The 21,264-nt window shown below is 75.2% G+C and carries 16 protein-coding genes; 14 read left to right on the forward strand and 2 right to left on the reverse strand.

Translation table 11 applies throughout. The annotated features are described in order from the left end of the window. Window positions 1-38: 38 nt before the first annotated feature. The 7 genes from QRT03_RS08560 to QRT03_RS08590 all read left to right on the forward strand — a co-directional run bounded on the left by QRT03_RS08560 (window position 39) and on the right by QRT03_RS08590 (window position 8,225). Window positions 39-1,355, forward strand: coding sequence for a M50 family metallopeptidase (locus tag QRT03_RS08560; RefSeq protein ID WP_286053338.1), 1,317 nt, complete (start codon window positions 39-41; stop codon window positions 1,353-1,355). Between the two features lie 67 nt (window positions 1,356-1,422). Further along, entirely contained in the window at window positions 1,423-2,586 is a 1,164-nt protein-coding gene (ispG, locus tag QRT03_RS08565) for a flavodoxin-dependent (E)-4-hydroxy-3-methylbut-2-enyl-diphosphate synthase (protein ID WP_286052234.1), read from the forward strand. Between the two features lie 67 nt (window positions 2,587-2,653). Next, entirely contained in the window at window positions 2,654-4,669 is a 2,016-nt protein-coding gene (locus tag QRT03_RS08570; protein WP_286052235.1) for a S9 family peptidase, read from the forward strand. 298 nt (window positions 4,670-4,967) lie between these two features. Beyond that, the gene (locus QRT03_RS08575) at window positions 4,968-5,801 is read left to right on the forward strand and encodes a GNAT family N-acetyltransferase (RefSeq protein WP_286052236.1); all 834 of its coding nucleotides are present in this window, start codon (window positions 4,968-4,970) and stop codon (window positions 5,799-5,801) included. 189 nt (window positions 5,802-5,990) lie between these two features. Further along, window positions 5,991-6,365, forward strand: a complete 375-nt coding sequence (locus QRT03_RS08580; RefSeq protein ID WP_286052237.1) for a DUF3054 domain-containing protein — start codon at window positions 5,991-5,993, stop codon at window positions 6,363-6,365. 10 nt (window positions 6,366-6,375) lie between these two features. Further along, window positions 6,376-7,233 (forward strand): type I methionyl aminopeptidase, encoded by an 858-nt coding sequence (map, locus tag QRT03_RS08585; RefSeq protein ID WP_286052238.1) that lies wholly within the window; start codon window positions 6,376-6,378, stop codon window positions 7,231-7,233. After that, window positions 7,230-8,225 carry a dihydrofolate reductase family protein gene (locus QRT03_RS08590; protein WP_286052240.1) on the forward strand — a complete coding sequence of 332 codons (996 nt, stop codon included), beginning with the start codon at window positions 7,230-7,232 and terminating at the stop codon, window positions 8,223-8,225. The genes map and QRT03_RS08590 overlap by 4 nt, the downstream gene beginning before the upstream one ends. Window positions 8,226-8,257: 32 nt before the next feature. Here QRT03_RS08590 and QRT03_RS08595 read toward each other — a convergent pair whose 3' ends face one another. Next, the gene (locus tag QRT03_RS08595) at window positions 8,258-8,803 is read right to left on the reverse strand and encodes a GNAT family N-acetyltransferase (RefSeq protein WP_286052241.1); all 546 of its coding nucleotides are present in this window, start codon (window positions 8,801-8,803) and stop codon (window positions 8,258-8,260) included. A 118-nt stretch (window positions 8,804-8,921) separates the two neighbouring features. Here QRT03_RS08595 and QRT03_RS08600 point away from each other — a divergent pair, with 118 nt between their 5' ends. From QRT03_RS08600 to QRT03_RS08620, 5 genes are read left to right on the forward strand one after another with little or no spacing between them, the layout of a single operon-like run. After that, complete coding sequence (locus QRT03_RS08600; RefSeq protein ID WP_286052242.1) at window positions 8,922-9,695, forward strand: ATP-binding cassette domain-containing protein; 774 nt, start codon at window positions 8,922-8,924, stop codon at window positions 9,693-9,695. Further along, window positions 9,692-10,480 (forward strand): ABC transporter ATP-binding protein, encoded by a 789-nt coding sequence (locus QRT03_RS08605; protein WP_286052243.1) that lies wholly within the window; start codon window positions 9,692-9,694, stop codon window positions 10,478-10,480. Before QRT03_RS08600 ends, QRT03_RS08605 begins: the two co-directional genes overlap by 4 nt. Continuing rightward, window positions 10,477-11,754: an MFS transporter gene (locus QRT03_RS08610; protein WP_286052244.1), complete on the forward strand. Its 1,278-nt coding sequence runs from the start codon at window positions 10,477-10,479 to the stop codon at window positions 11,752-11,754. The genes QRT03_RS08605 and QRT03_RS08610 overlap by 4 nt, the downstream gene beginning before the upstream one ends. Further along, window positions 11,751-13,238, forward strand: a complete 1,488-nt coding sequence (locus QRT03_RS08615; protein WP_286052245.1) for an ABC transporter substrate-binding protein — start codon at window positions 11,751-11,753, stop codon at window positions 13,236-13,238. The genes QRT03_RS08610 and QRT03_RS08615 overlap by 4 nt, the downstream gene beginning before the upstream one ends. A gap of 32 nt (window positions 13,239-13,270) precedes the next feature. Continuing rightward, window positions 13,271-14,938, forward strand: coding sequence for an ABC transporter permease subunit (locus QRT03_RS08620; RefSeq protein WP_286052246.1), 1,668 nt, complete (start codon window positions 13,271-13,273; stop codon window positions 14,936-14,938). Here the strand turns inward: QRT03_RS08620 and helR are convergent. Next, entirely contained in the window at window positions 14,848-17,031 is a 2,184-nt protein-coding gene (gene helR, locus QRT03_RS08625; protein WP_286052247.1) for an RNA polymerase recycling motor ATPase HelR, read from the reverse strand. The two genes, QRT03_RS08620 and helR, sit on opposite strands and share 91 nt — an antisense overlap. A 338-nt stretch (window positions 17,032-17,369) precedes the next feature. Here helR and QRT03_RS08630 point away from each other — a divergent pair, with 338 nt between their 5' ends. Continuing rightward, window positions 17,370-18,428, forward strand: a complete 1,059-nt coding sequence (locus QRT03_RS08630; protein WP_286052248.1) for a LacI family DNA-binding transcriptional regulator — start codon at window positions 17,370-17,372, stop codon at window positions 18,426-18,428. Continuing rightward, window positions 18,425-21,196, forward strand: a complete 2,772-nt coding sequence (locus QRT03_RS08635) for a helix-turn-helix transcriptional regulator (RefSeq protein WP_286052250.1) — start codon at window positions 18,425-18,427, stop codon at window positions 21,194-21,196. Before QRT03_RS08630 ends, QRT03_RS08635 begins: the two co-directional genes overlap by 4 nt. Window positions 21,197-21,264: the final 68 nt, after the last annotated feature.

Below are 21,264 nucleotides of genomic sequence, written 5' to 3' on the forward strand. Positions count from 1 at the left end.
GGGGATCACCGGGGCGCCCGATACCGTGGCTCTCCGTGATGCTCGTCCTCGGGATCGTGCTCTTCGCGCTCGGGCTGATGCTCTCCATCGCCTGGCACGAGCTCGGCCACTTCCTCACCGCACGGCGCTTCGGCGTGCGCGTCCCGGAGTTCATGGTCGGTTTCGGTCCGACCGTGTTCGCCCGCCAGCGCGGCGAGACGTCGTTCGGGATCAAGGCGGTCCCGCTGGGCGGCTACATCCGCATGATCGGGATGATCCCGCCGGCGCCCGGCGAGCGGATCGGCCGCAGCCGCCGGTCCGGGCCGTTCCAGGGGCTGATCGACGACGTCCGCGCCGACTCGGTCAAGGACATCCGCCCCGGCGACGAGGACCGCCAGTTCTGGACGCGCAAGCCCTGGCAGCGCATCGTCGTGATGTTCGCCGGGCCGTTCATGAACCTGATCCTGGCCGCGGCCCTGTTCGTCGTCGTGCTGATGGGCTTCGGCATCCCGACCGCCCAACCGGTGGTGGCTGCCGTCAGCAAGTGCGTGGTCCCGGCCTCCCAGGCCACGACGACGAACGAGTGCCCGCCGGGTGCCCCGCTGACCCCGGCCGCGCAGGCGGGCTTCCAGGCCGGCGACCGCATCGTCAGCTTCGACGGCCGCACCTACGGCTCGTGGGAGGACATGCAGCAGGCGATCCGCGGCGCCTCGGGGACCGTCCCGGTCGTCGTCGAGCGCACCGGGCCGGACGGGTCCACGCAGACCCTGACGCTCTCCCCGCAGCTCATCCAGACCCAGCTGCTCGACCTGGACTCCGCCCGCTCCACGGGCGAGCCGCAGTACGTCACCGGGTCCTTCCTCGGGCTGAGCCCGATCCAGCCGACCACCCGGCAGACCCCCGCGCAGGTCGTCGACTACGTCGGGGACATGGGCGTCCGCGCCGTGAACAGCATCCTCGCGCTGCCCACCAAGGTCCCGGCGCTGTTCGGGGCGGTGTTCCTCGGCGAGCAGCGCGACGTGAACGGCCCGGTCAGCGTGGTCGGGGTGTCGGTGCTCGGCGGCGAGGTGCTGGCGTCGAACAACGCCGTCGCGGACGAGATCGCGATGATGCTGCAGCTGCTCGCCGCGGTGAACGTGTCGCTGTTCCTGCTGAACCTGCTGCCGATCCTGCCGCTCGACGGCGGGCACATCCTCCCGGCCCTGTGGGAGGCGGCGAAGAAGCGGATCGCGCGGCTGCGCGGCCGGCCCGACCCCGGGCCGGTGGACATGGCGCGGCTGATGCCGATCGCCTACGGGTTCGCGGTGGTGATCATGCTCTACGGCGGGCTGGTGATCCTGGCCGACATCGTGAACCCGATCAAACTCAACCTGTAGGTGAACAGATGCCGGGGTCACGTCGCTGACCCCGGCATCGTCGGGAACGCTCGGGCAGACTGGTGGCATGCAGATCGACCTGGGCATGCCCGAGGCGCCCCCGGTGCTCGCGCCGCGGCGCACGACCCGTCAGCTCGACGTCGGCGGCGTCGGCGTGGGCAGCGACCACCCGGTCTCGGTGCAGTCCATGACGACGACGCTCACCGCCGACATCAACGCGACCCTGCAGCAGATCGCCGAGCTCACGGCGGCGGGCTGCGACATCGTGCGCGTCGCCGTGCCCAGCGCCGACGACGCCGAGGCGCTCCCGGCCATCGCGAAGAAGTCCGGCATCCCGGTGATCGCCGACATCCACTTCCAGCCGAAGTACGTGTTCGCCGCGATCGACGCCGGGTGTGCCGCGGTGCGCGTGAATCCGGGCAACATCAAGAAGTTCGACGACAAGGTCGGCGAGATCGCGAAGGCCGCGAAGGACGCGGGCACGCCGATCCGCATCGGGGTCAACGCCGGGTCGCTCGAGCCCGGGATCATGGCCAAGCACGGCAAGGCGACGCCGGAGGCGCTCGTCGAGTCGGCCCTGTGGGAGGCCTCGCTCTTCGCCGAGCACGACTTCCACGACATCAAGATCTCGGTCAAGCACCACGACCCGGTGACGATGGTCCGGGCCTACGAGCTCCTGGCCGAGCAGTGCGACTACCCGCTGCACCTCGGAGTCACCGAGGCCGGCCCGACGTTCCAGGGGACGATCAAGTCCGCGACGGCGTTCGGCGCCCTGCTCTCGCGCGGCATCGGCGACACCATCCGCGTCTCGCTCTCGGCCCCGCCGATCGAGGAGGTCCGGGTGGGCCTGTCGATCCTGGAGTCGCTGAACCTGCGGCCGCGCAAGCTGGAGATCGTCTCCTGCCCGTCCTGCGGCCGCGCCCAGGTCGACGTCTACAAGCTCGCCGACGAGGTGACCGCCGGCCTCGAGGGCATGGAGGTCCCGCTGCGCGTCGCCGTCATGGGCTGCGTGGTGAACGGCCCGGGCGAGGCGCGCGACGCCGACCTCGGGGTGGCCTCTGGCAACGGCAAGGGCCAGATCTTCGTCAAGGGCGAGGTCATCAAGACGGTGCCCGAGGCGCAGATCGTCGAGACCCTGATCGAGGAGGCCCTGCGCCTCGCCGAGGAGGCCGGCGAGGACGAGCTGGCCGGCGGCACCGCCGGCGGGGCGCCGACGGTCACGGTCGGCTAGGCGGGAGACGGAGCGCAGCGGAGCTCGACCCGGACAAGGGCCCGCCGCCGTGGTGTGATCGGCGGCGATGAGCACCTTCGACGACCTCGACACCTTCGTCGCCACCCGCCGTCAGGCCGGGCTCGCGCTCTCCCCGGACGGGTCCCGGCTCGTCACCACGGTCGCGGAGCTCTCGTCGGACGCGACCCGCTACGTCACGTCGATCTGGCAGGTCGACCCGCGGGGCGAGGAGGCGGCACGGCGGCTGACGCGGTCGTCGAAGGGGGAGTCGTCGGCGGCGTTCGCGCCCGACGGCGACCTGTTCTTCACCTCCGGCCGTCCGGATCCGTCGACCGAGGCGGGCGACGACGAACCGGCGGCGCTGTGGGTCCTGCCCGCGCACGGCGGGGAGTCCCGGCAGGTCCTGACGGCGGGTGACGGCGTCGCCGGGTTCCAGGTCGCCCGGGACTCGGGCCACGTCGTCGTCGCGACCACCGTGCCGGTGGGCGACGTCCCACCGACCGACGAGGACGAGGACCCGGCCGCGGCGTTGCGGGCGGCGCGGAAGAAGGCCGGGGTGAGCGCCCGCCTGCACATCCGCTACCCGGTGCGGTTCTGGGACCACGACCTCGGTCCGGGCCGTCCGCAGATCCGCATCCACGAGCCGCTCGCGGCCGACCGACTCGCGCCGGCCGCCGTCGTGATCGATCCCCTGGAGCCCGGGCACCGGCTGCGGGAGCACGCGATCAGCCCGGACGGCCGGACGCTCGCGGTGGCGGTCGACGTCCGGGACCCGGAGGACCCGGCCGCGGTGCGCGTGCGGCTGGAGCTGCGGCGGGGCCCGGAGTCCGAGGTGGTCGCCGACGAGCCCGGCGTCGACCACGAGCAGCCGTCGATCACTCCCGACGGGCGCTGGCTGCTGTGGATCCGGGAGCGCCACGCACAGCCGGGCCGTGCGCCGGCACACACGCTGCTGGCCCGTCGTCTCGACGGCGGGGACACCACGACCGTGCTGCCCGAGGGCCGGCTGACTCTGCAGTCGGTCGTCGGCTCGGCCGACCCGGACGTCGTCCACGTGACGGCCGACGAGCAGGGGCACGCGCCGGTGTTCCGGGTCGCGATCACGACCGGCGAGATCACGCGGCTCACGCGCTCGGGGGCCTGCACCGACGTCGTCGTGACCCCCGAGGGCGGAGCCCTGTACGCGCTGCGCTCGGCGCCCGACGCCCCGCCGACCCCGGTGCGGCTCGACCCGTACGCGGCCGACCAGGACCCGACGTCCCTGCGGGGAGCGACCGAGATCGACCCGCTCCCGGGCACGTTGACCGAGGTCACGACCACGGGCGAGGACGGGGCACCGTTGCGCGCCTGGCTGGCCCTGCCGGAGGGGGACGGGCCGCACCCGCTGCTGGTCTGGATCCACGGCGGGCCGTTCGGGTCGTGGAACGCGTGGACCTGGCGGTGGAACCCGTGGACCGCGACCGCCCGGGGCTATGCCGTGCTGCTGCCCGATCCGCGGCTGTCGACGGGCTACGGGCAGGAGTTCATGGACGTCTCGACGGGGGCCTGGGGCGGGCTGCCGTACACGGACCTCATGGCGCTGACGGACGCCTGCGTCGCATTGCCGGAGATCGACGAGGGGCGGACCGCCGCGATGGGCGGCTCCTTCGGCGGGTACATGGCCAACTGGGTCGCCGGCCACACCGACCGCTTCGACGCGATCGTCACGCACGCCTCGATCTGGCACCTCGACGGCTTCGTCGGGACCACCGACGGCTCGTACCACTGGACCCGCCAGTGGGGCGACCCGATCGCCGACCGCGAGCGCTACGACGAGCACTCGCCCCACCGGTTCGCGTCGGCGATCACCACGCCGATGCTGGTGATCCACGGGGACAAGGACTACCGCGTGCCAATCGGGGAGGGGCTGCGGCTCTGGTACGACCTGCAGCGGCACGGGGTCGAGTCGCAGTTCCTCTACTTCCCGGACGAGAACCACTGGGTGCTCAGGCCCGGCGACGTCACGGTCTGGTACTCGACGGTGTTCGCGTTCCTGGCCCACCACGTGCTCGGCGAGGACTGGACGCGCCCGGATCTCGTCTAGAGATGCGAACGCCCGCCGCGTCGTTGCGGCGGGCGTGGAGGGGGAGCTTCCGGGGGCTAGCGACGGGTGCGTCGCGGGTTCGCGACGCTGCCCTGCTGCGCGAGGGCCTCGAGGGCGGCCGCGGCGTCGTGCTCGTCGGGGGTCGTGTCGTTCTCGTTCATGGGTCCAGGGTCCACGCCGGAGCTGTGCGGGTCATGTCCTGACGCTGTGGCGATCATGACGGTGCGGTGAAGCAACCTCTCGCGGGTGTACGCCCCGTGCACGGTTCGTGGCGCCCGCGGTGTGGCACTCTGGCGGTGTGCTCCGTACGGCCGGTGCGCGGCTCCTCGATGACCGTGACCGGTCGAGGGTGCGCGGTGTTCTCGACGCAGACCCGGTCGCGACCTGCATGGTCGCGTCGCGGGTCGAGACCGTGGGCGTGGAGCCCTGGCGCCTCGGCGGTGAGCTGTGGGGCGTCGGCGGCCGCCTCGACGGGCTGTGCTTCTCCGGCGCGAACCTCGTCCCGTTGCGCGGCGAGCGGGCCGCGGTGCGCGCCTTCGCCGAGCGTGCCCGCCGGGGCCGGCGCACGTGCTCCTCGCTCGTGGGCCGCCGCGAGCTGGTCCTGCCGCTGTGGGAGGAGCTCTCCGAGCACTGGGGCGCGGCCCGCGAGGTGCGGGCCGACCAGCCGCTCATGGCGACCGACTCGAACCCGGACGTCGTCCCCGACCGCGCCGTCCGCCAGGCCCGCCCCGACGACCTCGAGCGCTACCTGCCGGCCGCGATCGCGATGTTCCTCGAGGAGGTCGGGGTCGACCCGCGGGTCGGTGACGGCGGCGCGGGCTACCGGGCGCGCGTGTCGGAGCTGATCGCCTCGGGCCGGGCGTTCGTGCGCTTCGAGCAGGGCGAGGTCGTGTTCAAGGCCGAGGTCGGGGCGCTCTCCACGCGGGTCGGGCAGATCCAGGGCGTGTGGGTGCACCCGGACTGGCGCGGCCGCGGCCTGGGCCAGGCGGGCACCGCGGCCGTCGTCGACCACCTCGTGCGCGCCGGGCGGATCGCCTCGCTCTACGTCAACGCGTTCAACACCCCCGCCCGGGCGGCCTACACCCGCGTCGGGTTCCAGCAGGTGGCGAGCTTCGCGACGGTGCTGTTCTAGGGCCCCGGTGTGTCAGCAGTGCGGCCATGCTGACGCTGGACGTCACAGAAGCCCCCACCACGGCGCGCTCGACCCGGCCCGACCCGCCGTCGGGAACGAAGATCTCGACGAGCCGCGCGGACCGCTCGGTCCCCGCCCCACTTCGCGCGGCGGAACGAGATCTTGCGGGCCGCGCCTACCCTCGACGTCGTGAAGCACCGCGCGCTGGCCCTCGTCGACGCCCTGGCCGTGCTCGTGTTCGCCGCGATCGGCCGGCGATCGCACGACGAGAGCGGCGCCCTGCTCGGCGTGCTGACCACCGCGGCCCCGTTCCTCGTCGGCGCGCTCGTCGGTGCGCTCCTGTCGAGGTCCTGGCGCGACCCACTGTCGTGGCGTTCCGGGATCGCCGTCTGGCTCGGCGCCGTCGTCATCGGCCTGGCCCTGCGCGCCGTGCTGTTCGAGCGCCTCCCGCTGAGCTTCGCGGTCGTCGCCACGGTCTCGCTCGCCGTGCTGGTCCTGGGCTGGCGCGCGGCGGTGCGCGGGATCATGGCGCTGCGTGACAGGCGCGTCCGCCAGGAAGCCTAGGGTGGAGGGCATGCCGGTGCGTGCCCCTCTGCGCCCCGGGCAGCAGACGCCTCTGCGCCCGGTGCCGTCGTCCATCGTCAGGCCCGAGTACGTCGGGAAGCCTGCCCCCGCCCGCTCGACCGACCCGTGGGTCCAGGAGCCCGAGGTCATCGAGAAGATGCGCCACGCGAGCCGGATCGCGGCGCAGTCGCTGCAGGCCGGCGGCGAGGCCGTGAAGCCGGGCGTCACGACCGACGAGGTCGACCGGGTCGTCCACGAGTTCCTCGTCGAGCACGGCGCCTACCCGTCGACGCTGGGCTACCGGGGCTTCCCGAAGTCGTGCTGCACCTCGATCAACGAGGTCATCTGCCACGGCATCCCGGACTCGACGGTCATCGAGGACGGCGACATCGTCAACATCGACGTCACCGCCTACATCGACGGCGTGCACGGCGACACCAACGCGACCTTCCTCGCCGGGGACGTCTCCGAGGAGGACCGCCTCCTGGTCGAGCGCACCCACGAGGCGACGATGCGCGCGATCAAGGCCGTGAAGCCGGGTCGTGAGCTCAACGTCGTCGGGAGGGTCATCGAGTCCTACGCGAACCGGTTCGGCTACGGGGTCGTCCGCGACTTCACCGGCCACGGCATCGGGCGGACCTTCCACTCGGGCCTCGTCGTCGTGCACTACGACGACCCCTCCCGCCACGAGCCGCTCGAGCCCGGCATGACGTTCACGATCGAGCCGATGATCACCCTCGGCGCGATCGACTACGACGTCTGGGACGACGGGTGGACGGTGACGACGAAGGACAAGTCGCGCACCGCCCAGTTCGAGCACACGATCCTGGTCACCGACACGGGCAGCGAGATCCTGACGCTGCCGTGAGGCCGCACGTCCTCGCGAGCTGCGCGGTGTCGCTCGACGGGTTCCTCGACGACGCGACCCCGCAGCGCCGGATCCTCTCCGGCCCGGCCGACCTGGACCGGGTCGACGAGGAGCGCGCGAAGGTGGACGCGATCCTCGTCGGGGCGGGCACGGTCCGCGCCGACGACCCGCGGCTGCTGGTCCGCGCCCCCGAGCGCCGGGCCGCCCGCACCGCCCGCGGCCTGCCGGAGAGCCCGCTGCGGGTCGTCCTGACGACGAGGGCCCTGCCCGACGGCGCCCGGATCCGGTCCGGTCCGGCCGAGACGATCACGCTCGCCGGGACGCCCGGCGAGGTCCTGGACGAGCTCGGGTGCCGGGGCGTCGTCCGGTTGATGGTCGAGGGCGGCGCGTCCGTGCTCCGTGAGTTCCTGTCGGCGGGTGCGGTCGACGAGCTGCAGCTGGTCCTGGCGCCCCAGCTGGTCGGCGAGGGGCCCCGCTTCACCGGCGGCGGGCGGGCGCCGCACCTGGTCGGGACCCGCACGATCGGCGAGGACGTCCTGCTCCGGTACCGCTTCGGGGACGCCGACGACCGGCACCTCGCGGAGGCCTGCGTGCTCGCCGAGAACTGCCCGCCCTCCGCGACGGCGTTCAGCGTCGGCTGCGTGGTGGTGGCCGACGACGGGACCGTGCTCGGCTCCGGGTGGTCACGCCGCGACCACCCGCTCGACCACGCCGAGGAGGGGGTGCTGCGCGCCCTCGGCAACGACCCGCGCCTGCGCCGCGCGACCCTCTACAGCTCGCTCGAACCGTGCGGCGCCCGGGCGTCGCGCCCCGACCCGTGCGCGGCGCTCATCGCCCGCGCCGGCATCCCGCGCGTGGTCCACGCCTGGCGCGAGCCGCCGGAGTTCGTCGCGGCCCCGAGCGGCACGGAGCAGCTGGAAGCCGCGGGCACCGAGGTCCGCCACGTGCCCCGGTGGGAGCCGCTGGCCCGTATGTGCGCTGCGCGCAGGTGAGCACTTGTTGTCGCCATGGCGACAACAAGTGCTCACCTGCGCGAAGCGCACACCTCGAAGTGCACCGTCGAGTACGGGTCCGGGCGGGCGTCGAACACCTCGACGAGGCCCGGGAACGCCCGCCAGAACGCCAGGGCGCCCGGGACCGAGGCGTTCGTGTGCAGGCAGACGACGTCGAAGCGCGACCGTGCCCACGTGACCGCCGCCCGCGCCAGCCCCTGACCGACCCCGCGACGACGGGCCGTCGGTGCCACCCACACCCGGCAGACCTGGCCGACCGACCGGGCGGCGTAGCGCTCCGTCAGCCACGCCGGCACGTACGCCGGGTTCGGCCCGCCCGGGCGCACCGACGCCGTCCCGAGCACCGTGCCGTCGGGGTCGGTGGAGACCAGGAGCACCCGGTCGGGCCGCGCGAGATAGGTCCCGACGACGTCGTCGACGTCCGCGTGCAGCCGCGGGTCGTAGCCCCCGACCTCGGGCAGCATCGCGCGCATGTGGGCCTCGACGGGGCCCAGGTCCGCCACCGTGAACTCCCGGACCGGAGGGGCCGTGGTCGGACGCTCGAGGGCTACCGTCATGCCCGGCACTCTTGCACACCCGAGGCATCAAGCGAACCTGTGCGACTGGCAGGGATCTGCTGCGGGCAGGATCACCCGGAAAGGACAACGACGATCATTGTCACCTAGGGTCCCGCCGATGCCAGCCCTGGAACTCCTCGACCTGCGCGTCGTCGTCGACGGCCACCCCGCCGTCGACGGGGTCGACATGGTCGTCGGCGCGGGGGAGCGCTGGGGCCTGATCGGCGCCTCGGGCGCGGGCAAGTCCCTGACGGCGGCCGCGGTCGCCGGGCTCCTCCCACCCGCCGCGCACGCCACCGGCAGCGTCCGGGTCGGTGACACGGAGCTCGTCGGCGCCGCCGGGAGCACGCTGCAGCGCACGAGGGGACGCGCCGTCACCCTCGTCGCCCAGGACTCCGCGACCGCGCTCCACCCGCTGGTCCCGGTCGGTCGCCAGGTCGCGGCGCCGCTGCGCCACCTCCACGGCCTGACCCGCCGCGCCGCGGCGACGAGGGCCGACGACCTGCTCGCCGAGGTCGGCCTCCCCGACGGCACCGCCCGCGCGCGCCCGGCCCAGCTCTCCGGCGGACAGCGCCAGCGCGTCGCCCTCGCCGCCGCCCTGGCCTGCGACGCCGACCTGCTCGTCGCCGACGAACCCACCGCCGCCCTGGACCCGACCGTCGCCCGCGACCTCCTCGCCCAGCTCGACCGCTCCATCCACAGCGCCCTCCTCCTCGTCACCCACGACCTCACCGCCCTCACGGCCGTCTGCGAGCACGTCGCGGTCCTCGACCACGGCCGCATCGTCGAGCGCGGCCCCGTCGCGACCGTGCTCACCGACCCGCAGCACGAACGCACCCGCGCCCTGGTCGACGCCGCCCGCTCCCTCGTCCCGCGGACCCGTCCCGCATGACGCCGGTTCTCGAGGCGGCCGGACTCCGCCGCACCTACCCCGTCCCCGGCCCGCGTCCCTGGCGCCGCAGCACGCGCGAGGCCGTCGTCGACGTCGACCTCGCGCTGGAACCTGAACGCTCGCTCGCCCTCGTCGGCGAGTCCGGGGCCGGCAAGTCCACGCTGCTGCGGCTGCTCCTCGCCCTCGAGGTTCCCGACGGCGGGTCGGTGCGGTTCCGCGGCGCGGCCGTCACCCCGCGGGACCCGGGGCGCCTGCGCCACGACGTCGGGGTCGTCGTCCAGGACGCCGGCAGCTCCCTCGACCCGCGCGCCACGGTCCGGACGAGCCTGCGTGAACCGCTGGAGTGCCTGGACGGCTGGGCCGACGTCGACCACGACGCCCGCGTCGACGAGCTGCTCGCCGCCGTCGGCCTGGACCCGGAGCAGGCCGACCGGCGCCCGCACCAGTTCTCCGGCGGCCAGCGCCAGCGCATCGCCCTCGCCCGCGCCCTGATCGCGAACCCGTCCGTCCTCGTCGTCGACGAGCCGTTCTCCGCCGTCGACCCCGCGACCCGCGCCCACCTGGTGGACCTGCTCGGCACCCTCGCGCGCCGGTCGCGGCTCCAGCTGCTGCTCGTCACGCACGACCTCGGCGTCGCGGACCGGCTCTGCGACGACGTCGTCGTCCTCGCGCACGGCCGCGTGGCCGAGGCCGGGCCGATCGCGGACGTGTTCGCGCGGCCCCGCTCGACCGCCGCGCAGGACCTGCTCGGCGCCGTCGGCCGGCTCCCCGAGGTGCGCGCATGACCACCACGGAGAAAGGCGTCCTGCGCCGCTGGTCGATCGTGTCCCGGCTCGGCGAGCTCCCCGCCCCGATGCGCCTGATCGTGCTGGGCCAGCTCGCGTTCAACCTCGGCTTCTACCTCGTCCTGCCGTTCTTCGCGGTGCACCTGGGGCGCGACCTGGGCCTGTCCGGAGCCGCGATCGGGCTCCTGCTCGGGCTGCGGACGTTCAGCCAGCAGGGGCTGTTCGCCGTCGGCGGCGCGCTCGCCGACCGGTACGGCACCAAGCAGGTCGCGGTCATCGGCTTCGTCATCCGGATCGCCGGGTTCGTGCTGCTCGCGCTCGCGGACGGCCTGCCGCTGCTGGTCCTGGGCACGGTCGCGGTCGGGTTCGCCGCGGCCCTGTTCTCCCCGGCCGTCGAGGCGGAGCTCGCCCGGCAGGCCGCCGACTCGACGATCCCGCGCGCCGACGTCTTCGCGATGTTCGCGGTGTGCGGGCAGATCGGGATCGTGGTCGGCCCGGTGCTCGGGTCGGCCCTGCTCGCGGTGGACTTCGCGGTCACCACCCTGACGGCGGCGGCCGTGTTCGTCGTCGTGCTGATCACCTTCGTCGTCGTCATGCCGCGCGAGCCCGGCGCGCACGCGGCCGACCCGGTGTTCGCGGGCTGGCGCGAGGTCGTGCGCGATCGGACCTTCCTCGCGTTCGCCGCCGCGTACTCGACGTGGTTGCTGTCCTACAACCAGCTCTACCTGCTGCTCCCGGTCGAGCTCGGCCGCGTCGACGCCGTCGGCGCGCTGGGTGCGATGTTCGTGCTCTCCGCCGTGCTCGTGATCCTCGCGCAGCTCCCGTTCGCCGCCCTGGCCCGGCGCCTCGGTCCGCGCCGCGCGCTCCCCGGCGGCTTCGCGGTGCTCGCGATGGCCTTCGGGCTCACGGCCGTCCTCACGGCGTTCCCCGGGATAACACAGCACGCCGATAGGGGCTGGTGGCGGCTGCTCCCGGCCGCGCTGTTCGTCGTGCTGCTGACGCTCGGCCAGATGACCGTCGTCCCGCTCGCCCAGGACGCCGTCGGCCGGCTCGCGGGGGAGCGCCGGCTCGGGAGCTACTTCGGCGTGCTCGCGACCGCGGGCGGGGTCGTCGTGCTGCTCGGCGGGATCGCCCTGGGCGCCCTGGTCGACCCGGCGCTGCCCCCGGCCCTCCCGTGGGCGGCGACCGCCGTGCTCCCCGCCCTGAGCGCCCTCGCGCTGTTCGTCCTCACCCGACGCACTCCCGCCCTCACCACCGAAGGGACATCCGCGTGAAGCGCCTGGTACCCGTCCTCCTCGCCGCGGCCCTGCTGCTCGCCGGCTGCTTCAGCGGCGGCGGGGGTGGCGACGACGGCTCCGGGCGCCTGCGCGTCGGGCTGTCGTTCCCCCCGACGGCGGGCCTGTCGCCCTACGGCAACGAGGCCACGCTCGCGACCCGGCTCGGCGTCACCGAGTCGCTGACCACCCTGGTCGCGGGGGAGCCGCAGCCGGTCCTCGCGACCGCGTGGACGCAGACCGCGCCCACCACGTGGCGGTTCACGATCCGGCCCGGCGTGACGTTCCACGACGGCTCCCCGGTGACCCCGGCCGCCGTCGCGAACTCCCTCACCCGGGCCGCCGCCGCGACGCCGGTGCCGCGTGCCCTGTCCGCGCTGAAGAAGGCGGGGACGCCGCTGACGGTGGCGCCCGACCAGGACGCCGTCGTCGTCACCACCCCCGTCCCGGACCCGGTGCTGCCCGCCCGGCTCGCCTCGCCGGAGCTGGTCGTCCTCGCCGGCGGCGCCTACGCGGACCCGACCCGGCCGAGCCCCGTCCGGGCCGGCACCGGCCCGTTCGTGCTGACCGCGGTGCAGGGCTCCACCGGCGCGACGCTCGACCGCAACCCGAGCTACTGGCGCAGCCCGGTCACCGCACCCGGCATCGACGCCCGCTTCCTCGCCGACGGCGCCGCCCGCGCCAACGGCATCCGGGCGGGCGAGCTGGACGTCGCCGAGGCGATCCCGGTGTCCCAGGCGGCGTCGATCGCCGCGCCCGCGCAGGTCGTGGGCGTGCCGCTGCCGCGCAGCGTGTCGCTCTACCTCGACCAGCAGGCGCCCGTGTTCGCCGACCCGGGCGTGCGGGCCGCGGTGCGTCAGGCGGTGCGGCCGCTCGACGTCGCCGGCACGATCTTCGAGGGCCGCGCCGACCCGGCGTCCGGACTCTTCGGCCCCGCGTCGCCGTGGGCCGCGTCCCGGCCACCGCGGACCGAGACCCCGGCCGGCGCCGTCCCGCCCGGCACCCGCATCCGGCTTGCGACCTACTCCGACCGCGCCGAGCTCCCCGAGGTGGCGACCGCCGACGCGGACGCGCTGCGTCGCGCCGGGTTCACCGTCGACGTCACCGTGCTGGACAGCTCCGCCCTGGAGGCCCAGCTGGGGACCGGCGCGTACGACGCGGTGATCATCAGCCGGTCGCAACAGCTCGACACCGGCGACCCGGTCAGCTACCTGGCCAGCGACTTCGGGTGCGCCGGCAGCTACAACTGGGCCCGGTACTGCGATCCCGCCACCGACGCGCTCCTCGCGCAGGGCGGCGCGATGACCGACGTGAACGCCCGCCGGCAGGCCGCGCTGCAGGCGGAGGCGCGGGTGCTCGCCGCCGACGCCGTGGTCCCGCAGGTCACCGAGCGCGCCCGGATCGGCGTCGCGGGCGGCGTCACCGGCGTCGCCGAGGACCCGAACGAGCAGGCGCTGATCACGGCGACGACCGCCCGGTCGTGACGCGGACACTCCTCCGGCCCGTTGCCGGAGCGGTGGGGACCGTCGTGGTCCTCGCCGTGCTGGTGGCGGCCCTGCCGTGGCTGTGGGACGCCGACCCGGCGGCGACCGTGCTGCGGGCTCGCTACCCGGAACGCGGCACCGACCCGGCCACCCTGGACGCGCTGCGCGCCGAGCTGGACCTGCCGTCGAACCCCGTCGTCGGGGCCGCGGAGTGGCTGGGCGGGCTCGTGCGCGGGGACCTCGGCACGTCGTGGGTCACCCGCGCCCCGGTCGCGCCGGAGGTGCTCGGCGGCCTCGGGATCTCGCTGACCCTCGCCGTCGCCGCCACCGTGGTCGCCGCGGTCGTGGCGGCGCTGCTGCTCCTGCCCGGCCTGCTCGCCGGGGTGCGCGGGCAGGACCCGGGCCGCGGGGCCGCGGTCGTGGCGGCGGTGCTCGCCGCGCTGCCGGAGATCGTGCTGGGCAGCGTCCTGGTGCTCCTCGTCGCCGTGACGTGGCGGCTGCTGCCCAGCTCCGGGTTCAGCGGCCCGCAGAACCTGGTGCTGCCGGCGCTGGCCCTCGGCGCGCCGGCCGGGGGCCTGCTCGCCCGGATGCTCGCGGCGTCGGTCGAGGCCACGCTCGGGGAGGGGTGGGTGCGGACCTGGCGCTCGCTCGGCGTGCCCCCGTCCTCTCTCGCGCTCGGGATCGCGCGGCGGGCGGTGGCCGTCGCCGTCCCGCAGATCGCGCTGCTCGTCGTCGGTCTGCTCGGGTCGGCGGTGGCGGTGGAACAGCTGTTCACCATCCCGGGCATCGGGTCGGTCGCGCGGAGCGCCGTGCTCGCCCAGGACCTCCCGACCGTCCAGGCCGCGGTCACCGTGCTCGTGCTGCTCGGCCTCGCCCTCGGCGGGCTCGGGGTGCTGCTGCACCGGGCGCTGCTCGGGCCGGCGCTGAGCGGCCGGGAGCTGACCGGGACCGCGGCCGACGACCGTCGCGCGACCCGCACCTCCGTCGTCGTCGCCGCCCTCCTGCTCGTCGCCGTCGCCGTCGGGCTGCCCCGCGACCCGGCCTCGGGCGACGAGAGCCGGAGACTCGCCCCGCCGTCGTGGACCCTCCCGTTCGGCGCGGACGCCAACGGCCGCGACCTCTACGCCCGGTTCGCCCACGGGGCCCTCCTCACGGTGGGCAGCGCGGTGGCGATCGTGGCGGTGTGCCTGGTCGTTGGGCTCGCCATCGGGGTCGGCGCCCGGTCCCCGCGGGCCGGGGCGGCCGACGTCCTGAACGCGCTCCCGCCGGTGTTCCTCGGCCTGCTGGTCGCCGCGGTCGCCGGGCCCGGGCTGGTCGGCGCCGCGGTCGCGGTCGCGCTCGTCGGGTGGGTGCCGCTCGCCGTGCACGCGCGGACCCTGGCTGCCGAGGCCCGCGCGTCCGGGTACGTGCGGGCCGCGGAGCTGGTCAACGCGTCGCGGTGGCGGGTCGCGCGCCGGCACGTGCTCCCCGCCGTCGTCGGCCCCGTGACCCGCCACGCGCTCGCCCGCGTCCCGCACGCCGCGCTCGCCCTGGCCGCACTCTCCTTCCTCGGGCTCGGCGCCGCGCCCGACTCCCCGGAGTGGGGCGCGATGCTCGCCGCCGCCCAAGGCTACCTCGAACGCGCGCCCTGGACCGTCCTCGCCCCCGTCGCCGGGCTGGTGGCGCTCGCCGTCGTGCTCGCGTCCGCCCGCGAGAGGTAGGCCGGCCGCACCCCGCGGTACAGCACCCCGAGGCGCTGCGTGGCGCGGGTGAGCGCGACGTAGAGGTCGGCCGGGCTCTCGGCGAGCACGCGGTCCGGGTCGACGACGAGCACGGCGTCGAACTCGAGCCCCTTGGTCTCCGACGCCGGGACCGTCCCCGGCACCCCCGGCGGGCCGATCACGACGCTCGTGCCCTCGCGGTCGGCCTCGTCGGTGCGGAACGCGGCGACCTGCTCCGCGAGGTCCCCGATCGGCCGCGCCCACGGCTCGACCCCGGATGCGCGCACCGACTCCGGCGGCACCACCTCCGGCGCGAACCCCGCCAGCACCTCGGCCGCGACCGCCATGATCTCGGCGGGGGTGCGGTAGTTGACCGTCAGCGCCCGGTAGACCCAGCGGCCGGGCACGTAGGGGTCCAGCATCGCCCCCCACGACCGTGCTCCCGCCGGCGCACGGCGCTGCGCCAGGTCCCCGACCACCGTGAACGACCGGCTCGGGCACCGCCGCATCAGCACCCGCCAGTCCATCGCCGAGAGCTCCTGCGCCTCGTCGACCACGACGTGCCGGTAGGTCCAGTCCCGGTCCGCGGCCGCGCGCTCCGCGAGCTCCCGGGTGTCCCGCTCGACGAACCGGTCGGCCAGCGCGTCCGCGTGGATGAGGTCCTGCACCGTCACGCCGAGGTCCTCGTCGAGCTCCTCGCGGTCGAGCGTCATCACCTCCATCACCCCCGCCGCGTACTCGGCCTGCTCCTGATCTTCCCGACGGCGGGTCGTGGCGGCGGCCGCCTCGGCCTCCGGGTCGCGGCCGAGCAGGTCGACGAGCTCGTCGAGCAGCGGGACGTCGGCGACGGTCCAGGCCCCGCCGTCGGCCCGGTGCAGCGTCGGGTCGTCCGTCGTCTCGTAGAACCCCGCCAGGAGCTGCTGCGGGGTGAGCACCGGCCACAGGTCGTCGATCACCCGTGCCAGTTCCTCGTGCGACGCGACCTCGTCGGCGACGTCGACCCGCAGCGGCTCCCGGTCCGCCGCCGTGAGCGTGCCGCGCCCGATCCGGCTGACCGCCCGCTCGGTGAGGGCCCACCGCACGACGTCGACGAACACCGCCCGTGCCTCGTTGTGCGGCAGCCCGCTCGCGCGGGCCTCGTCGCGCGCCCACCCGGCGACGTCCGCGCCGAGGTGCACGGTGGCGTCGGTGAGCTCGATCGGGAGCGGCTCCTCCGGCAGCCGCTGGCGGTCCGCGATCGCGGCGGTGAGCACGGCCAGGATCGACAGCGACCCCTTCGCGACGGCGGCCGCGGCCGGGTCCTCGCGGGTGACGTGCAGCCCCGGGACGAGATCGCCCGGCGTCATGAACACGACGTCGGTCTCGCCGAGCGAGGGCAGGACGGTCTCGACGTGGCGCACGAAGGCCCGGTTCGGGCCGACGACGAGCACGCCGTGCCGCGCGATGCGCTCGCGGTGGGTGTAGAGCAGGTACGCGACGCGGTGCAGGGCGACCACGGTTTTGCCCGTCCCCGGACCGCCCTCGATCACGACGACGCCGCCGTGGTCGAGCCGGATGATCTCGTCCTGCTCGCCCTGGATCGTCGCGACGATGTCCCGCATCCCCTCGCCGCGCGGGGCGTTGACCGCCGCGAGCAGGGCCGCGTCCGAGCCGGGCTCGCCGGCCCCGTCGAGGACCTCGTCGGTGAAGCCCTCGAGCCGCCGCCCGCGGGTGTGGAACTGCCGCCGCCGGTGCACGCCCTCCGGGTGCGCGCCGGTCGCGACGTAGAACGGGCGGGCGGCGGGCGCACGCCAGTCGATCAGGACCGGCTCGTCGGTGTCCCGGTCACGCAGCCCGATCCGCCCGACGTAGGACCGCCCGCCGTCGGTGTCGTCGAGGCGCCCGAAGCACAGCCCGTGGTCGGCGACGTCGAGCCGACGCTTGCGCGCGGCCGTCTCGCGGACCCGCACGTCGCGGTCCATCGGGGCCTCGCCGTCCTCGCCGCGCAGCGCGGCCGCGTACTCGTCGTGGACCCTCCCGCGTTCGGTGTCGAGCCGGTCGTACAAGCCGGCCAGGTGCTCCCGCTCGGCGTGCAGCTCGTGCTCTCTGCTCACGGTCCCCCTCGTCGTTCCCGCTGGTCAGCGGAGGTGCGAGACGAGAGTGTGGAGGTGGTGACGGGGCTTGTGGCAAGCCCCGGGGTGCGCTATACGTTGGATACGGCGGAGGACGCGGAGCGTCACGCTCGCCCCCGCCCCCTCCTGAACGAACGGCACCCTCGCAGCTTCTATGCGCGCGAGAGTGCCGTTCGCTCGCTACGGCTGGGCCCACTGTCGGTCGTGCGCAATGTGACCGGGCACAGCCGAAAACTGCTGGTCAGAACGACGCAACGTCACCGGAAAGCGCTTTCCAGCGCCGGCCAGACCCGCTAGCGTTCCTCCGCGGAGGTGGCGCCGTGGGCAACCAGTCGCGCGGACCCACGCTGAGTGACGTCGCCCGCGCCGCCCAGGTCTCGCTCGCCACGGCCTCGCGCGCCCTCAACGGCGGGCAGCGGGTGGTCGGTCCCGAACTCCGCGGACGGATCGAGGAGGCGGCCCGCCGCCTGGGTTACGTCCCGAACGCCCACGCGCAGGCCCTCGCCGGCGGGACCACGTCCACGGTGGGCCTCGTCCTGCACGACATCACCGACCCCTACTTCGCGGCGATCGCCCGCGGCGCCATCGCGGCGGCGTCCGACCAGGGCTCCCTGGTCATGGTGGGGAGCACCTTCCGCTCGACGGCCCGTGAACTCGACTTCGTGCGGACGTTCCGCGCCCAGCGCGTCGACGCGATCGTCCTGGCGGGCAGCGGGTTCGACGACGACGGGTACCGCGCGGCGATGACTGAGGAACTCGACGGCCAGCGACGCGCGGGCGGCGGGTACGCCTTCGTGAGCGAGCACCACATCCCCGGACACGTCGTGCTGCCGGACAACCACGGCGGCGCCGCGGCCCTCGGGCGGGCGCTGGCCGATCTGGGCCACCGGCGTCTGGCGGTGGCCGGCGGCCCCTCGCACCTGACCACGGTGCAGCACCGGATCGACGGGTTCGTCCGCGGCGCCGAGGCGGGCGGGGTCCCGGCCTCGTGCATCGATCGGATCGACCACCCGTTCAGCGAGGACGGCGGGCGTGCCGCGGCCCGCGAGCTGCTCGACGGCGGGTGCCGGGCCACCGCCCTGTTCTGTGTCAGCGACGTCATGGCCATGGGGGCGCTCGACGAGCTCACCGCGGCGGGGGTCGCGGTCCCCAAAGACCTCTCCCTGGTCGGGTTCAACGACGTCCCGACGATGCGGCGGCTCACGCCGCCCGTGTCCACCGTCCGGCTCGACCTGGAGACCATGGGTCGGACCGCGATGGAGCTCGCGCTGGATCGGAGCGCGAGCGGGTTCCGCACGGTGCACGTGCCGGCAGAGCTCGTCCTGCGGTCCAGCACGGCGCCCGTAGGCGTCGACGTGCCTTCCCGGGAGAACGCGTGAACGCACCGAGCCCTCATCCGGGCGACCTGCCCGGCCGGTCCGACGAGCTGGCGGTCCTGACCGAGCTGGTCACCGACGTCGGCGCCGGACCCGCCGGAGCGCGGGCCGCGGCCGGTTCCGTGCTCGTCGTGGTCGGCGACGTCGGTGTCGGCAAGACGGCTCTGCTCGACACCACGGCCCGCCTCGCCGAGCGCTCCGGTGTCCGGGTGCTGCGCGCCGACGGCTGCAGCGGCGAGTCGGACATCCCGTGGGCCGCGCTGTCGCAGCTCCTCGCGCCCCTGCTCGACGAGGGGCCCGACGACGCGACCACGGACGTCGAGCGCCAGGTCCTCGCCGCCGTCCACGACCCGGACACCGCCGCGTCCGTGCGCCCGTCCGCGTTCTCGTTCGGCGTCCTGCGGCTCCTGGTCCGGGTCGCCCGGGAGCGTCCGACGCTCCTCGTGGTCGACGACACCGACCGTCTGGACCGGGAGTCGCTGCGGGTCCTCGTGTTCGCCGCCCGTCGGGTCCGACGCCGCGACCGGCTCGCGATCGTGCTCGCCGGTCGCGGCGCGCGGCGGGCGCTGCCGGCCGACACCGCGCTGCCGACCCTCGAGCTGCGGGCCCTCGACGCCGAGGCGTCCGCGACGCTCGTCGACACCGTGAGCCCGGGCCTCGATCCCGGGGTACGCCGGGACATCGTGGCGGCGGCCGAGGGCAACCCGCTCGCGGTGCGGGAGCTCGCCGCCGCGGGATCGGCGCGGCCCACCACGCTGTCCGCGCAGGTCCTCGGGACGTTCGGGGCGTCGCCGTACGACCTGGGGGAGGCGACCGCCCGGCTCCTGCTCCTCGCCGCCGTCGCGGACGGCGAGAGCCCGGCCGTGATCGCCCGCGCCGCCCTCGGATCCGTCGCGCTCGCGCCGTGGACTCCCGCCGAGCAGGCCGGGCTGGTCGTCGTCGACGCGGCGGGCGTGCGGTTCCGGCACCCGCTCGCCCGCGCCGCGGTGCACGCCTCGGCCACTGCGGACGAACGGCGGCGTGCCCATCTCGCCCTCGCCGCCGAGGGGACCGATCCCGACCGGGCGGCCTGGCACCGCGCGCACGCCTCCTCGGGGAACGACGAGGCCGTGGCGAGCGCTCTTGCGGCCACCGCGACCCGCGCCGAGGCCGCCGGCGAGTTCGGTGCGGCCGAGCGGGCCTGGGAGCGGGCGTCCGAGTGCTCCCCGGACGACACCCGACGCATCACCCGTCGTCATCGGGCCCTGCAGGCGGCGTACGCGGGCGGCGACGTCGACGCGGTCGCCGAGCAGCACCGCAAGCTCGTCGAGCTCACGGCGGACCCGACCGTCCGCACGGAGGCGACCCTGCTGCACGCCGCGGCCGCCATGCTGCGGGGGCGCCAGCGCCAGGCCATGCGGGCCCTGCTCGACGTGGTCCCGCTCGTGGGGGTCGTCGACGACGCGGGCGCCGTCCTCCTGGCCGCCTTCCTGGGGGTCACCGCGGACTTCTCGGGGCTGCCGGAGCACCACGACGAGGCGGCACGGATCCTGCGTCATCCCGCCCTGCCCACCGCCCTGCGTCGGGTGCAGGACGAGGCGGACGCACCGGCGGACCTGATGTGGGCGCGCGCGTCGACCGGCGCCGACCGCAGCCGCGCGGCGTCGGCCCTGCGCCGCGCACTGGAATCGGGCCGCGCCGGCCCGGGCGCGCCCGCGAACGACCTGCAGAACCTCGGCCTGATCGCCGACCGTGCCGACGACGTCCGGCAGGCCGTCGAGCTGCTCTCCCGCGCCCACGCGCAGTGGCACCACGAGGGTCCGGGTGCCTTCGGGGCGGCCGTGCTGGCGAACCTGCTGGTCGACCACGGCCGCTGGACCGAGGCCGACGGGGTGATCGCCCGCTGGGGCGCGCTGGCCGACGCCCGGGGCCTGCACCGGGTCGCGGTCGAGCTGGCGTCGCCCCGGGCGATCCTGCTGGCCCTGCGCGGTGACGGCGACGGCGCCCGCGAGGTGCTCGACGCCGCCCGGTCCCGCGTGGACCTGGCGGACAACCTGGTCCTCGACCTCCGACTGCGCCTCGCCGGGGCGGTCACCGCCTCCTCCGGGGGCGACCCGTCGCGCGCGTACCGGCTGCTGCGCGGTTCCTTCACCGCGGACGGCGAGCCCCGGCACCCCGTCCTGTCGGCGCGCGTCGTCGCCCTGCTCGCGGGCGTCGCGACCGACGCGGACGAACGGGCCGGCGCGACGCTCATCGTCGGGAAGGTCCGGGCCCTGGTGGAGGGGCGGAGCTCGGCCCGGATGCGCATGCTGCTCCACCACGCGGACGCGCTGCTCGGCCCCGAGCACGAGAGTGAACGCCACTTCCGGCTCGCGCTCGCCGACCCCACCGGGGAGGACTGGCCCGTCGAGCGGGCGATGGCGAGGCTGCACTACGGGGAGTGGCTGCGGCGACGACGGCGGGGGCTCGAGGCGCGCGAGATGCTCGCCGCGGCGTCGGAGTCGTTCGAGGTGCTCGGCGCCCGCGCCCTCGTCGCCCGGGTCCGGACCGAGCTGCGCGCCGCCGGCGGTGCCGACCACCGTGACGTTCCGTCCACCCAGGACCTCCTCGCCGAGCTCACCCCGCAGCAGCGCGAGGTGGTGCTGCTCGCGGCCGAGGGCCTGCGCAACCGCGAGATCGGGCAGCGGCTGTTCCTCTCGCCGCGCACCGTGGGGTCGCACCTGCACCACGCCTACCCGAAGCTGGGGGTCTCCGGCCGCCACCAGCTCGCGGCACTGTTCAGAGCCGTGTGAGGCGGCCATCGGTCGTTCGACCGTTCCACCGCCCGAACCCTTGAGCCGGCACCGCGGCCGGGGGATAG

It is taken from the genome of Actinomycetospora termitidis, assembly GCF_030286555.1.
GTDB classification, from domain to species: domain Bacteria; phylum Actinomycetota; class Actinomycetes; order Mycobacteriales; family Pseudonocardiaceae; genus Actinomycetospora; species Actinomycetospora termitidis.

Bases quoted from the DNA above. Each gene is read 5' to 3' on its own strand.
- map (WP_286052238.1), top strand. From the start codon at position 6,376: ATGCCGGTGCGTGCCCCTCTGCGCCCCGGGCAGCAGACGCCTCTGCGC.
- QRT03_RS08570 (WP_286052235.1), top strand. From the start codon at position 2,654: ATGAGCACCTTCGACGACCTCGACACCTTCGTCGCCACCCGCCGTCAG.
- QRT03_RS08605 (WP_286052243.1), top strand. From the start codon at position 9,692: ATGACGCCGGTTCTCGAGGCGGCCGGACTCCGCCGCACCTACCCCGTC.
- QRT03_RS08560 (WP_286053338.1), top strand. From the start codon at position 39: ATGCTCGTCCTCGGGATCGTGCTCTTCGCGCTCGGGCTGATGCTCTCC.
- QRT03_RS08610 (WP_286052244.1), top strand. From the start codon at position 10,477: ATGACCACCACGGAGAAAGGCGTCCTGCGCCGCTGGTCGATCGTGTCC.
- QRT03_RS08595 (WP_286052241.1), bottom strand. From the start codon at position 8,803: ATGACGGTAGCCCTCGAGCGTCCGACCACGGCCCCTCCGGTCCGGGAG.
- QRT03_RS08600 (WP_286052242.1), top strand. From the start codon at position 8,922: ATGCCAGCCCTGGAACTCCTCGACCTGCGCGTCGTCGTCGACGGCCAC.
- ispG (WP_286052234.1), top strand. From the start codon at position 1,423: ATGCAGATCGACCTGGGCATGCCCGAGGCGCCCCCGGTGCTCGCGCCG.